Below are 14,176 nucleotides of genomic sequence, written 5' to 3' on the forward strand. Positions count from 1 at the left end.
CTGGATCTGCTATAAAAGACTATGGCAATTTCTGTAAATTACCCAAGCCCGATAACTCCACGGATTAAAACGCGAGGCTTCGAGGCTTAAACAGAATATTGCGGACGTGGTTTCTTCGGCCAGTCGAGGTGGTAGAATTTGCCACGTGGTTCATCGGTCCGCTCGTAGGTATGAGCGCCGAAGAAATCACGCTGAGCCTGAAGCAAATTTGCCGGTAGACGTGCCTGACGATAACCATCGTAGTATGAAAGGGCAGAAGCGAAAGTCGGTATTGGAATACCATTCAAGCTCGCTGCAGCTACAACCTTACGCCAGTTGGACTGGGAGGTATTTATCTCGCCAAGGAAATAGGGATCGAGAAGAAGGTTCGCCAGCTCAGCATCGTGGGCATAAGCCTCTGTAATCTTCTGCAGGAAGCGGGCACGAATAATACAACCACCACGCCAGATTTGAGCGATTTCTCCAAAGTTTAGTGACCAGTTGTATTCCTTTTGTGCTTCACGCATCAATTGAAAGCCCTGGGCGTATGAACAGATTTTCGAGCAGTACAGTGCGTCGTGGATCGCTTTAATAAACTCAGCTTTATCACCCTCAAACGATGGCTCTGGGCCAGTGAGGATTGCAGATGCAGCTACGCGCTCTTCTTTAACCGCGCTCAAACAACGGGCAAATACGGCTTCGGCTACCGTTGGAGCTGGAACGCCCATGTCGAGTGCGTTCACTGACGTCCATTTGCCAGTCCCTTTTTGTCCGGCAGTATCGAGAACGATGTCCACAAACGCTTGACCTGTTACCGGGTCATTCTCTTGCAGGATGTCAGCGGTGATTTCGATAAGGAAAGAATCGAGCAACCCTTCATTCCATTCAGCAAAGACTTTTCCAATCTCGGATGCTTCCATGCCGAGTAAGTTTTTCATGAGGAAGTAAGCCTCACAAATCATCTGCATGTCTCCATACTCAATGCCATTGTGGACCATTTTCACATAGTGGCCGGCACCATTGGGACCAATGTATGCTGAACATGGAAATCCCCCTTCAATTGGTTTACCTGGTGTGGCACCTTCCAGTGGTTTGCCGGTTTCAGGATCCACCTTAGCGGCGATCGCCTGCCAGATTGGTTTCAGGTGTTTCCAGGATTCAGGATCTCCTCCAGGCATCATCGAAGGACCAAAACGAGCACCCTCTTCTCCACCGGAAACTCCAGATCCGACGAAGCGAAGACCTTTTTCACTGAGCTCTTTTTCGCGACGTATGGTATCCGTCCACTTGGCATTACCACCGTCGATGATAATGTCTCCTTCGTCTAGCAGCGGAATCAATCCGTCAATGACCGCATCGGTTGGACCACCGGCCTGAACCATAATAACAATTTTCCGAGGACCCTTGAGGGACTTCACAAATCCTTCCAAGGTTTCTTCGCCAACCAATCCACCTGGGGTGTCCGGATTCGCAGCAACAAATTCGTCCATTTTGGAAGTCGTGCGGTTGTATACCGTGATTTTAAAGCCATGGTCGGCGATGTTAAGTGCCAGGTTCTGGCCCATTACAGCCAGCCCGATGAGACCTATATCAGATAATTCTTCAGACATATTCTAACTCCTGTTTAAAATTGAGGCAGGACCCAAACAAAGCGAAATTCACAAAGCAAGAACGAAGCCCGCTTGTTGCCGTAAAAACAGATAACACCAACGATTCCGCCTCAAATATGCCAATCAGGTCTGACCAGATGCATCCTCGTCATGGCAAGCAACCCAATAGCTTCTGCCCGAATCAAGATTTTCACGCTTCCAAATGGGGACCCTCCTTTTAGCTTCATCAATGATGTAACGAGCAGCATCGAAAGCATCTCCACGATGAGCTGAAATAACCCCGACCCAAACAGCAATTTCTCCGATGCTCAAAGAACCAACACGGTGAACACACTGACACTCAAGAAGGTCAAACTTCGCTTGTGCTTCCTTGAGGATTTTTTCTCCTTCGGCCTCTGCGAGAGGCACATAGGCCTGATAATCCAACCCCTTTACCGAAAGCCCTTCGTTGTGATTTCTGACTCGACCCTCAAAAGTGACCAACGCGCCACCGGCCGGATTTTCCAAGCGTTGCCCAAGTTGGACTACATCAAGGGATTTATCAGTTAAAGAAAACATGGGAAGACCGATTTCTCTTCCGAGAAGATAGAGTGAGCAAGCCTATTTGGAAAGTATTGGAAAAAGGAGAGAATTATGTCTGCATCGCTTTTTTGGTATCCTAGCTCTGTATGTTTCAAAATTCTCCCTGGCAGTTCCTAACGACGCGACGCAGCTTCTATTTAATAGCGACGCTTGGGTTTATCTTTAAATACTGGCTCGTGCTTGGTGAAGAAATTGAACCGTTTTACCGGCCGGCTGATGATCTGAATTATGTAACACTCGCCAAATCCTGGTACTGGTGGACCGAATACAACGGCTGGTCATTCCTAAGACCGCCAATCTGGCCACTCGTTATGGCAGTCGTCGACTTCATTGGAATTCCATTGCGGATTTTTCAGGAGTTACTGCTTTGTTGGGCCACTTATTTTCTAATCAACCGATTTCAAAAAAACGGCCTTAATGCTACCATAGCAGGCATCTGTTTCATCGTGATCATTCATCATCCAGGATGGTTATTGTTGGCCAATCGAACACTGCGGGAATGTTTTTACGTGTCGCTGCTTTTGATATTGGTTGCTCAGTTAGTGCCATTGGCCAATCGCAAACTTATGACGATCCGCTGGGATCATTTACTACCCGCCGGCATTACATCCGCGTTGTTGTGGTACACAAGGGAAGAGGCCATGACCATCGCGATGATCCTGTTGAGCTTCGTTTTCATTTTCTGGATACTTAAACAAGAGCTGCCGAAGCGATCAAAAGTGGTAAAACAACTGGCATGGGTTTTTCTTGGACTGTTTGGACCCGTTCTGGTTCTCAATATATCGATCCGGTCGGCCAACTATGCGGTCCATGGTCTTTTCATCCCGCACGAGTTTGCCGGGAACTCTTTTAAAACGGCTTACAAGCGGTTGATGGAAATCAAGCCCGACAACTCCAAACCATGGGCAACCGTCGAAAAAGAATCATTGGAAAAAGCGTACGAAGTAAGCCCGACGCTAGCATCCATAAGAGAGGCGCTTTCAAATAGGGTGGGGCCGCGCTGGGCTGAGGCGACTTTGGGTCAAACCAAAAATCCTGAGGAAATCGCCGGCAGTGCCTTCTACTTTGCATTGAGAGAATCGGCCATTGAAGAAGGCATGCACAAGGACGCCCTAACGGCTCATGCCTTTTACAACAATATCGACAAGGAACTGAAGAAAGCGTTCAAAGAAGGAAAGCTCAAGAAGCGCTTCGTGCTTTCCAGTTACCTTGATCCCGAGATAACTGATTGGTTAACGCGGTTTCCAGCCGGTCTATCAAAAATAATCGGATTTGCCTATCAGCCGCTTAAGGATAATGATATCCGAATCTATTATCCGCGCCATAATGTCTTTAGCACGCTCGATCTCTACGATGAAGTTACCAACCGGCGACATTATTTAGCCTATCGTAAAGTCCCGAGAGTGCGGGGTTGGGTCTTTATCGAAGGTAAAGAAATCAGCAGTATAGAAGTCTTGGATCATAATCTAATCGTTTTGGATTCGACGACAGATATCTATCCCCGACCCGACGTGGCGGCTGCTTACAAAGACAGTAATCCTCCACTCAATTCCGGATTCGAAATCTCATTACCAAAAGCCGACTATCCTGATTGGGATGTGAAAATAGTTTTCGAAACAAAGGATGGCAGCTTAGTTCCATTGCAAGCAAAACGGCTGTTAACGCTGGGACAACAACAGGAAAGGGATAGCGAAGGAACATTGCTGCGAATAACGGTCGATGAAATGAATTGGGGAGGAAACCTTTATGCTGCTCAGAATGCAATCCAAGCCTGGTTGTGGCTAAGCCATGGAAAATTTCACCTGGGCTTAGGCTGCATTGCCCTATTGATATTGCTGGTGCGCTATGTTGCTTACAAACCAAATGCTCAGATTCGCCACTACCTTCGCTGGATATTGTTCCTTGGCTTCTTAATCGTTTTCAGAGGTTTAATTATTACCTTGATGGACATATCTTCATTCCACATCGGCCTACGGTATATTTTTCCCGGTTTGGTCTTCTTACCGCTACTATTTGGTTTAATGATACAAGAAGGTATAAACGGTTGTAAGAGTAAACTATTACGCTGGTAACTTTGTTTATGGATGCTTCTCAGAAATGCCGTATCTGTAACGCCGATACTTTCTTAAAATGGTCCTCAAATCTGAAGGAGGAGTTAAACAGCGAACACTTCGCCATCACTGACGCAAACTACGGACTGACCGGTGCCATTGATCAATGCCCGGAATGCGGCTTCCTCCAATGTAGCGATTTGGGCGAGGTGTTGGATTTTTATGTGAGCCTTGAAGACCCACGATACGAACAAGGACGGAAGGAACGGGCGCTACAAGCCGCAGCACTTTTGGGACACTTGGAAACATTTGCACCAGGCGAAAGCTTATTGGATGTTGGGGCTGGCACCGGTATTTTGGTCGAGGAAGCTTTGAAGGCTGGCTTTAAAGCAGAAGGAATAGAACCATCGATATGGCTGCATGGGGAGGCCGCTAAAAAAAACCTTCCTATCAAAAGAGGACTACTAAGCGATCTGGAGAAAGATTGTACTTTTAACTATATTACGCTTATTGACGTGATAGAACATGTCGAAGATCCGGTAACGTTGTTGAGGGAAGTTTCCAGCCATTTAACCGAAGAAGGATATGCGATGGTAGCCACACCCGATTGCGGTGCTTTTTTCGCCCGGTTACTCGGGCGAAAGTGGTGGCACTACAGGATCGCACACATTAGCTACTTCAATCGCAAAACCCTCGATCTGATTAGTAAAAAGACGGGGTTTGAGATTATGGCTGTTAAGCGACCCGGCTGGTATTTTACCTTAGACTATTTGTGGATAAGGCTATTGGCCTACTTGCCGAAATGGATGCGCTTGAAGCCCATGGCCTGGATGAAAACGGTAACCATTCCATTCAACTTGGGAGATTCATTACTTGTAGTAATGAAAAAACAAAAGAATTCCCAAACGTATACCACAGACTAAATTTGTACCTGAGGAATTGGGAAAGACATCGTTTGACCACTCTCCTATATTGACATACCTCCATTTCGTATACTGATAGATCCCCAACTTGAAAATCATGACACCCAAAGGTTTCACCAGTTTAGGTAAATTCATCGGCATTAAAGAAAAGAACAACGACTTCGCGTTGATAGTTTCAGAGGTTGAGGCCAACGCTGCGGCCGTTTTTACCCGAAGCACTTTTTGTGGAGCGCCGGTAACCTTGGGCAAAGAGCTTATCAAGGCAGGCAAAGCCCAAGCCTTCCTAATAACCAGCGGCATCTCAAATGTTGCAACGGGGCAGCAAGGGCTTGATAACGCACGACAAGAAATGGAAGCTGTGGGAGCTGAGCTCGAGATTGAACCAAATCTGGTGCTCCCTAATTCAACCGGCGTAATTGGGGTCCAATTGCCGATGGGAAAAATCTTGAAGGCAATCTCAGGATGTAAGGATGCATTGAGAGCCGATAATTGGGAAGCTACGGCTGAGGCCATCATGACCACGGACACCCACTCCAAACTGGTACGGCGCAAAGTAGGAAATGCTGTTCTCATTGGTATGGCAAAGGGCGCAGGAATGATTGAACCGAATATGGCAACCATGTTGTCTTTTTGGGTCACCGATGCCGATATTCAGGGCAGCGATTTACAAGCGTTGCTCAAACGCGTGGTCGATAAATCCTTCAACTGCCTGAGCATAGATACCGATACAAGTACCAGCGACACAGTAGCTATAATGGCAAACGGTCTGGCCGGGAAAGTTGATCTCGCAGAATTTGAAGCCGCGTTTCTTGAAGCAGCTGTGATTCTTTCAAAACAAATTGTCTTTGACGGAGAAGGGGCAACCAAGCTCATTGAAGTCGTTGTTTCTGGAGCTGTTGATGAGGATCAGGCTAAAAAAATGGCCAAATCTGTAGTTAACTCACCCTTGGTAAAAACCGCAGTCTATGGCGCAGATGCCAATTGGGGTAGAGTGGCCATGGCTCTTGGAAAGACCTTTGACGAACGCTTGGAGCCAGAGAAATTAAAAATATCTTTCGGTGAACATACCGTATACGATAACGGCGCACCAACCAACATATCAGACGATCCGGTCGAAGCTTACCTTAAGGAAGCCAAAGAAGTTGTTATTTCGGTCAATCTTGGAATTGGAAATTCAACAGCTACCGTATGGGGATGCGATTTGTCCGAGGGCTATATCAAAGTTAACGCGTTGTATCGTACTTAGTCAGCCGCCCGAAACGGGAGGGATAAAAACTACTTCGTCACCGTCCTGAAGTTCGGTTTCCCAAGTAACAAACGCTTGGTTAATTGAAACACGCAAAGCGCCTTTCTCCAGGGTGAACCCGTATTTGGCTTTCAGTTTAGCGTATAACGCGGCAACCGTTTGGGTTTCAATTTCGAGCTTTTCCTCCTGCAACCCACGTTGGTCCTGCAAAATTGCAAAGTAATACAGTTGGATAGTCATACCGACGAGTCGCTGGAGAAATCGTGTTTCCCACCCGTTTTCGAAATCAACCGAGTATCCACTATCCGAATGTCATGTGACAGCGCTTTACACATATCGTATAAAGTTAGCGCAGCAACTGAAGCTCCAGTTAGTGCTTCCATCTCCACCCCCGTTTTGTGATCGGTCGATGCCGAACAAAGAATTTTAACCCTTTGATTTTCAAGCGGCTCGATATCAATCTTGCAATTATCGAGCGGTAAAGGATGGCAAAGTGGAATAAGATCACTGGTCTTTTTGGCCGCCATTATCCCAGCTAAAATAGCCGTTTGGAACACTGGACCCTTTTTACTCTGAATCTCCCCTTCATGCAATTGAGCCCAAATGTTATCCGTTAATTGAACAATCGATTGAGCAACTGCGGTTCGGCGATTGGCCGATTTACCTGAAATATCCACCATTGAAGGCTGGTTGGATTCATTGATATGAGTAAAATCAGACATTATTTATCACCACGGATAGAAGGGTGCAGAAAATCCAACTGGAAATTCATTTTGGTCTCCAGGCAATTCAATAAAGCCATCACTCATGGCCAGCCCAGCCAAGTCTCCAGAATTCTGAGTAGGCAGAGGTTGAACTTCCAAAGATCCCGTAACGGAGCGAACCGCACTTACGGGTAGGAACTGAGCGAGTGGAGGCTTGAATGTGTAAGGCTCAGTTAAAATGGCCGATTCAGGCATTAATTTACCTAATCCGGCCATTAATGAAATTGATGATGCCACATAGCGGTAGAAACAGGTCAAAGTTGAATTTGGATTTCCAGGTAGGGCAAAGATAGCGGTTCCTTCAACCGAAGTTCCAAACCAAAGCGGTTTTCCGGGGCGTTGTTTCACCCATTGGAAATGTTTGTTTGCTCCTGCCTCAAGAAGCAAGTCTTGGAGAAAATCGTATTTGCCCTTTGAAATCCCGCCCGAAAACAAAAGGACATCTGAATTCTCCATCAGGCCTTTCAGGCGGTTGGCAATTACCGCCCGGTCATCGGGAAGATGATCCAGTTTAACATTCACGGGAATTGGCAAACCGCCACAGGCAGCTTCAAGGGCGTAGGCATTCGACTTGCGAATTTGAAACGGTGTCGGTTTCTCATGGACTTCGACCAATTCATCGCCCGTTGAAACAATAGTGATGTTCGGGCGGGGACTAACCTCCAACTCGGCGTAACCGCAGGTAGCAATTACTGCGATTTCTTTAGCTGTCAAAAGTTGCCCTGGGGTAAGCAATAAATCACCCATGTGATTATCGGAACCCTGTTTGTGGATAAATTGGTGCGGCTTTGGGAGGTAACCCTTTTTCAAAGAAAACAAACCATCTTCTTCAATCACTACCTCAACGGGGATAACCGTATCGCAACCGATTGGCACAACAGCTCCGGTCATTACTTCGAAGCAACCAGACTTATTCTCCAAACGTTGTGCTTCGATTCCAGCTTTCTGGATTCCCTGAGATTTGAAGGGACCCGCTTCGCAAACCTTGAAAGAAATAGCGATGCCATCCATCATCACCCGGTCAAAGGGTGGAAAATCCCGATCGGCCAATATCGGCTCTCGCAAAATACGGCCATAGGCCTGATCGAAGGGAACGATTTCAGACGGTAGAGGTCGTAGCTGGCTCTCAATTATCTGATCTGCTTCTTGCGGAGTAATGGCATCCATAGTTTGATGTAATCTGGCTTTATCATCCGAATGAGCAAAAGAAAACAAGCTATAGTTGAGCAATTTCTATTCGGAATTTATATTTTTACCTGCCCGTCAATATCTGTATTACTTGACGGTTAACACTTATGAAAGATGTCAGGGATACTTTAGGAAGAACTCTACGAGATTTACGAATATCCGTTATGGATCAGTGTAATTTTCGCTGTTCTTACTGCATGCCGGCAGACGTGTTTGGTCCCGATTATGCATTTCTTAAAAAACAGGAGTTGCTTACACCTCCTGAAATCATCCGCATGGTAGAGGCAGCGGTAGAATTGGGCGTGAACAAAATCCGTATCACCGGAGGCGAACCCCTCCTAAGAAAAGAAGTGGTTTCCATCGTCAAAAGCATCTCTGATTTAAAGGCAGTAGAGGATATCGCGCTTACGACGAATGGCTGGCTGCTCCCCCGGTTTGCTTCTGATTTAAAAGAAGCGGGGTTAGACCGAATAAATTTGAGTCTGGATTCACTGAACGAAGAAACCTTCCGAAATATGAACGGTCGTAACAAGTCCGTGGCGGGGGTGCTGGAAGGATTGGATGCCGCCTTGAAGGTCGGGCTGCCCGTGAAGGTAAATATGGTGGTAGAGAAGGGCGTAAACGAACAGGATATCGTTCCGATGGCGCGCTACTTCCGCGAGAGGCAAATTACCTTGAGATTTATTGAGTATATGGACGCGGGTAATCATCATCACTGGCAACAAGAAGAAGTCATTCCTGCAAAAGAAGTGGTTGAAATCTTACACCAGGAATTTCCACTCGAACCCATTGATCCCAATTACCGAGGAGAAGTCGCCAAACGTTATCGATACCTTGATGGGGCAGGGGAAATAGGCGTAATCAGTTCGATTTCGCAACCGTTTTGCTGCGATTGCCACCGAGCAAGATTATCGGCCGATGGGAAAATTTATAAATGCCTCTTTTCATCCCTGGGCACTGACTTCAGGTCCGTGTTGCGCGAAGGAATTTCCCAGGAAGACCTGGTCGGATTGCTCGCAAAGTTGTGGTTAGGTCGAGATGACCGTTATTCAGAAATTCGACATCAGCTCAATCCGGACACTCAGGATCCTAAGGTGGAGATGTCCTATATCGGCGGATAAAAAGCCGAAGAAGCAAGATCGGGCTTAATCAATAAGACCCCGGTTTGCCAAAATAGTTTAGCATCCAGATTTCTTTCCAGACACGGTATCTTCCTTCCCAGGAAATTTTTCCGTGTTCTTCCCGCAGGCTAATCGGGTTGAGAAAACCCATCTCGGTGTTAACGCGTTCCAGAGTGGATTGTTGATCATTCACATCATCAATCGCATTTTCATCCCAAGGGACGAAAACCTCCTTCGTATTCTGCAACCGTTTTGTGTGATTTCGATAGAGCCGCAAAAAGGTTCGAACAAGGGGTCGGCGTTCGAGATACCAATTTTTAGGGTAAAAACCACCAAATGGAAGAAACATATTGTCGGTCACATAGCGCGATCCTTCGACGGTCTTTGAAAGAATAGTAAAGCACATGGAAACCGTACCGTTTCTCTGAGGAACAAATAGAATTTGAATCCGTGTTTTGTCATCCTCACTTTGGTAAACGTGCATGCGCAACGTCGTACCCGGCACGAGCTCAGCCTTGAGCGAACAAATCGATTTATAGGATTCTTTTTTAAGCCATTTGCGAATAGCCAAAAAACGCTTTTGTGCAGGCCACTCATCGCCTTGAGCGTTTTCAACAAAGCTGGGAAAAAGTGGAACACCACTGTTGCTTACAATCTTAATGACCACCCAATGATAAATTGTTTCAACCAGAAACCAGCAGAGAAAGAAAACGGCGAAAAGTACCCAAAAAGGTTTTTCAAACACTTCTGAGGTGAAAGAAAAGTAGGCCGCTGCCGTTGAAAAGGTTACCCACCGAAGCCAACGATTCAGAATGGTAATTATAAACGAAGCGTTTCGACCGCTTATCCAACTCAGAATCAACGTCCCGGCTAACATAAAAGGTAGCAGGAGATCGTACCAATGGGCATCTGCAGGTATCAAATCCATAGAAATCTTTAGACTTCTCGAAGCCGTGCAGGTTCAGGCACTTTTTCAAGAGTTTTATCTCAACCGAGACGTGGTCTTAAAGTTTAGTTGAGCCTTAGCGGCATAATAACGCAGAGAAAACTCTCCAACGTCCGGAAAACGCCTGGGCTGAGCTCGTCTTTAAATTCAAAGAATACTTCGTCCTTGGTCAGACTCTTCAAAGGATCCATCAAAAACTGGGGATTGAAGGCAATTTTAACTTCGGAGCCTTCAAAAGGAATTCCGCCTAAAGATTCATGAGATTCACCCAACTCAGGACTGGAAGCAGAGATCTCCAACTTGTCGTTGTGGATCTTTATGGTGACGGAATTATTTTTGTCGGTCGTGACCAAGGCTGCCCGGTGAATACAGTGCAACAAATCTTCGCGACCCACCTTTATGCGGTGGTGGGTTTCTTTTGGAATGACCTGTTGGTAGTTCGGGTAATTGCCTTCAACTATTTTGGAAACCAGGTAAATGTGGTCTTTTAGGCCTTCCTTTTCTTCATCTGTGCTGATTTCGAAAGCTACCTGTCGATCATTGAATGAAATCTTGATCTCTTCGGCCTGTCCGAGAAGACGAAGCAGCTCGGCAACCGTTTTCGCCGGAAGGATGAGCTTTCCAGCATTCGCTTCGGTCACATCGACCTCTTCGCTGACAAGCGCAAGTCTTCGACCGTCTGTTGCAACTAAAGTGAGCTTTCCATCTGAGAAATTAAAATAAACGCCGTTGAGAATGTAGCGGTTCTCATCGGTAGATTGTCCATAAGACACCGACTTCAACATGGAAGCCAGGGTGTCTTGTGAAAGTATAAATTGGCGATCATCACTAAAGGAAGGCAAAGGAGGAAATTCTTCGGGACCAATACCATTTATGCGGAATACCGATCCTCCAGAAGAGATCTCGGCCCGGTGGCTTGACGTGGACTCTACTTCAACATCCAGATTCGGAAGTTCACGAATAATGGTCGCCAGCTTGCGGACAGGAAGGGTGATACCTCCTGCTGTTTCCACTTGAGCCTCGATTCGACACTGAATGCCCATATCGAGATTGGTAGTGGTAAGTGATATGTATCCCTCGTTCGCTTCAATCAGGACATTGCTGAGAATAGGCATGGTAGCCCGGGTTCCTACGACATTGAGGACCTGTTGTAATCCACTAGAGAAATGGTCTCGGTTAATTTTAAACTTCATGTAGACGATCGAACTTTTTCTGGGTTATTAGACGAAATATATAATATATAAAGTAAATTAAAATAAGTATTCTTATTATTATGTCCTGTTAGTAAACCCAACAACTATCTAAGTGCTTGGTTGCTAGTCATTGAGCCACTAAAAAAGAGGATAATAAGGCTGTTCATTGGTTTAAAGTTATTACGGTAATTAACAAAACAAGCAAGTTATTCGATTTTACTCAGAAGAGATCCTCAACTATTCACAGGGTTATCACTAGTCTTAGATTTACGGATCTTCGATCGTATTTTGAAATTCAAAAAGATGCCATAAAAGATGTAGCCCAAGAAAATAAGGGCTATCCCAACTTCGCGAACCATCGAAATAATCGAGACTACGACTATGACCAGGATGAATGAGGTAAACTTTAGCCGCGTGGTCCAATCAATGTGCTTGAAGCTAGGATAACGAATTGAGCTAACCATCAAGAACGCGATCAGGATCATTAAGGCGGGTAAGAAAATAGCCAAACCACGGACCTCAAATTTATTCATCATAAGAACAAGCGAAGAAATCATTCCCGCAGCAGCTGGTGCCGGAAGACCTATAAAATCTTTCGTGGCTGTGAATTGACTCTCTTCCATTAATGGATGGGTGATCACATTGAAGCGTGCCAGGCGAACAGAGACACAGAGCAGGTAAATAAAACCTATCAACCAACCAATATTCCGAAAGTAAGCTTCATATTCAGGAGATAGAATTAAAAAGAACACCATCAGGGCTGGGGCCATTCCGAAAGAAACAACATCTGCGATTGAATCAAACTCCTTTCCAAAGAGTGATTCTCTTCCGCCCAGACGCGCCAACCGTCCGTCCAACATATCAAAAACAACAGCAGCTAGAATTAGCCAAACAGCTTGGGTATATAACTCTTCAGGAGATTTACCCAACTCATCGGCCGAAAACTTGGCCTGGATACACCTGATTACGGCCAGAAAACCGCAAAACAAGTTAAACGCGGTCATTAAGTTGGGGAGAAAGTAAATTTTACTGGCTTGATCAGGATCCGTGTACTTCGAATCTAAAGGTGGCTCATTCATATCGAATTTTATTTCATCAGGCTCTCGAGATATTTCCAAAATGATTGATGCTGCTCGATTGCCTGTTCTTCTTTAAACGGTAGTTTGGTCCTGAAAATAAAGTCAGCCATCGAGTTTTTATCCAGGATAACGTGGCTGAAAAGAATATCATCTTTGATCTCAAAATAAATACGGTATTCGCCTGCCCTTAATCGATAATAGGTGTTTCCTTTGCGCGAAATTCGTCCAAGTCGTTCGTCCATGTTGTGCAGATCCCTAGGCGTAAGGTCGGTGATACTTTCTACAAGCGCCATTTGGCTCAATGTATCCAGTTTATTGAGCTCGTTCATGCTCTGATCACTGAAAGTTACCTGGTACATAGTTGAATTCGCAAGGCAAAGAGCATTTCAGACCATTGTCACTCCGCAAGATAAATGTCCGGGCCTCGAGGGCGCAGAAATAGAAAAAAGAAGCCGGCAGCACCTCTCGGGCTACCGGCTCTATCTCATCCTATCAACTCTGAGCTCCTCAAAAGTTAGTTGATTTCACCGAAGAAAATTTGGGTAAAATGCTCCCCATATCGGAGGAGTTGACTGTGAATGATTTCGTAGATTCCGAAGAAGAGTTTTTCGCTCCCAGCCATTGGGTCAGTGGGTTGACCGTCCTGGTTTGTTTGCGTGAACTCTTAAAAATCATGGAATCAACAAACTCAATCGAATGGCTTTCGACAAATGCCGTATTTTTTTTGAGTTTATTTACCAAACATTTTACATTTACCCTTAGTTTAGTACGAATTCGAACCGATTTCGGTCTTAAAATAATCAAAATCAGTTTTATTGATCAAGGTGACCAAAAGAAGGCCCAGATTTTTAAAAAGTAACTTACCAAATTCAGCTAAAGCCAATATTGTCTCGTTTTTAATTCCGACCCTCCTACCGCGTGTGCCTAGTTTAGAAAAATTGGCTGACATTAAAAAATTGCTATAAAAGAAGGGATTTATGCGTCTTCTTGTTCACCTAACATTGTGGTCTATGGTTCTTTCCTCATCCAAACCTCAAACAAATCGTGATATTTGAAAGCACCAGCTCCGCCACATACCATATTCTAGTTATGGATGATGAGCCATCTGTACGAGGACTTCTCAATAAGTTCCTCGATACCTGTGGCTATAAAGTCACCTTAGCCTCTGAAGGGATGGAGGCCTATGAATTGTACAAAAGTGCCATGGAATCCGATCAACCTGTTGACGCGGTAATCATGGACCTATTGGTGAACAATGGGCTTGGTGGATTGGATTCTTTTCGACTTATTCGGCAGGCACACCCCGAGGTGGTCGGGATTGTCTCGAGTGCTTATTCCGACGACAATACGATGGCCGAATATGAAAAGCATGGTTTTAAAGCCGTTCTAGTGTAGTGCGTCTTAAATAATATAACATATTGATTGACTTCCCCATCGTCACTGATTTAGGCTTTGGTCCATGAGAATCGCTCCTGTTGTTAAGCTTACTTCCGA

14 protein-coding genes are annotated in these 14,176 nt (G+C 45.5%); 5 read left to right on the forward strand and 9 right to left on the reverse strand.

Annotation, left to right across the window (positions count from 1 at the left end; all coding sequences use genetic code 11):
- Window positions 1-86: 86 nt before the first annotated feature.
- A complete protein-coding gene (gene gndA / locus O3C43_05325) occupies window positions 87-1,589 on the reverse strand; it encodes an NADP-dependent phosphogluconate dehydrogenase (protein MDA1065904.1) in 1,503 nt (500 codons plus the stop codon).
- 123 nt (window positions 1,590-1,712) lie between these two features.
- Window positions 1,713-2,147: a molybdenum cofactor biosynthesis protein MoaE gene (locus O3C43_05330; GenBank protein MDA1065905.1), complete on the reverse strand. Its 435-nt coding sequence runs from the start codon at window positions 2,145-2,147 to the stop codon at window positions 1,713-1,715.
- Window positions 2,148-2,257: 110 nt separating this feature from the next.
- Here O3C43_05330 and O3C43_05335 point away from each other — a divergent pair, with 110 nt between their 5' ends.
- The 3 genes from O3C43_05335 to argJ all read left to right on the forward strand — a co-directional run bounded on the left by O3C43_05335 (window position 2,258) and on the right by argJ (window position 6,391).
- A complete protein-coding gene (locus tag O3C43_05335) occupies window positions 2,258-4,243 on the forward strand; it encodes a hypothetical protein (protein MDA1065906.1) in 1,986 nt (661 codons plus the stop codon).
- 8 nt (window positions 4,244-4,251) lie between these two features.
- Window positions 4,252-5,145 (forward strand): class I SAM-dependent methyltransferase, encoded by an 894-nt coding sequence (locus O3C43_05340; GenBank protein MDA1065907.1) that lies wholly within the window; start codon window positions 4,252-4,254, stop codon window positions 5,143-5,145.
- A 97-nt stretch (window positions 5,146-5,242) separates the two neighbouring features.
- A complete protein-coding gene (gene argJ, locus O3C43_05345; GenBank protein MDA1065908.1) occupies window positions 5,243-6,391 on the forward strand; it encodes a bifunctional glutamate N-acetyltransferase/amino-acid acetyltransferase ArgJ in 1,149 nt (382 codons plus the stop codon).
- Here the strand turns inward: argJ and moaD are convergent, their stop codons facing one another.
- The 3 genes from moaD to O3C43_05360 are packed head-to-tail and all read right to left on the reverse strand — an operon-like array spanning window position 6,392 to window position 8,322.
- Window positions 6,392-6,631, reverse strand: a complete 240-nt coding sequence (gene moaD / locus O3C43_05350) for a molybdopterin converting factor subunit 1 (GenBank protein MDA1065909.1) — start codon at window positions 6,629-6,631, stop codon at window positions 6,392-6,394.
- On the reverse strand, window positions 6,628-7,113 hold the full coding sequence (gene moaC / locus O3C43_05355) for a cyclic pyranopterin monophosphate synthase MoaC (protein MDA1065910.1): 486 nt from the start codon (window positions 7,111-7,113) through the stop codon (window positions 6,628-6,630). The genes moaD and moaC overlap by 4 nt, the downstream gene beginning before the upstream one ends.
- Window positions 7,114-7,119: 6 nt before the next feature.
- Window positions 7,120-8,322, reverse strand: a complete 1,203-nt coding sequence (locus O3C43_05360; GenBank protein MDA1065911.1) for a molybdopterin molybdotransferase MoeA — start codon at window positions 8,320-8,322, stop codon at window positions 7,120-7,122.
- A gap of 128 nt (window positions 8,323-8,450) precedes the next feature.
- On the opposite strand from O3C43_05360, the gene moaA reads away from it, so the two are divergent.
- Window positions 8,451-9,464, forward strand: a complete 1,014-nt coding sequence (gene moaA, locus O3C43_05365; GenBank protein ID MDA1065912.1) for a GTP 3',8-cyclase MoaA — start codon at window positions 8,451-8,453, stop codon at window positions 9,462-9,464.
- Between the two features lie 28 nt (window positions 9,465-9,492).
- On the opposite strand, the gene O3C43_05370 is transcribed toward moaA, so the two are convergent.
- The 4 genes from O3C43_05370 to O3C43_05385 form a co-directional block, all read right to left on the reverse strand.
- Window positions 9,493-10,392: a hypothetical protein gene (locus O3C43_05370; GenBank protein MDA1065913.1), complete on the reverse strand. Its 900-nt coding sequence runs from the start codon at window positions 10,390-10,392 to the stop codon at window positions 9,493-9,495.
- 83 nt (window positions 10,393-10,475) lie between these two features.
- Window positions 10,476-11,603 (reverse strand): DNA polymerase III subunit beta, encoded by a 1,128-nt coding sequence (dnaN, locus tag O3C43_05375; GenBank protein ID MDA1065914.1) that lies wholly within the window; start codon window positions 11,601-11,603, stop codon window positions 10,476-10,478.
- Window positions 11,604-11,836: 233 nt separating this feature from the next.
- Window positions 11,837-12,607, reverse strand: a complete 771-nt coding sequence (gene pssA, locus O3C43_05380; protein ID MDA1065915.1) for a CDP-diacylglycerol--serine O-phosphatidyltransferase — start codon at window positions 12,605-12,607, stop codon at window positions 11,837-11,839.
- A gap of 83 nt (window positions 12,608-12,690) precedes the next feature.
- Window positions 12,691-13,011, reverse strand: coding sequence for a cytotoxic translational repressor of toxin-antitoxin stability system (locus tag O3C43_05385; GenBank protein ID MDA1065916.1), 321 nt, complete (start codon window positions 13,009-13,011; stop codon window positions 12,691-12,693).
- Window positions 13,012-13,726: 715 nt separating this feature from the next.
- Here O3C43_05385 and O3C43_05390 point away from each other — a divergent pair.
- On the forward strand, window positions 13,727-14,077 hold the full coding sequence (locus tag O3C43_05390) for a response regulator (GenBank protein ID MDA1065917.1): 351 nt from the start codon (window positions 13,727-13,729) through the stop codon (window positions 14,075-14,077).
- Window positions 14,078-14,176: the final 99 nt, after the last annotated feature.

This window comes from Verrucomicrobiota bacterium, from assembly GCA_027622555.1.
Classification (GTDB): Bacteria; Verrucomicrobiota; Verrucomicrobiia; order Opitutales; family UBA2995; genus UBA2995.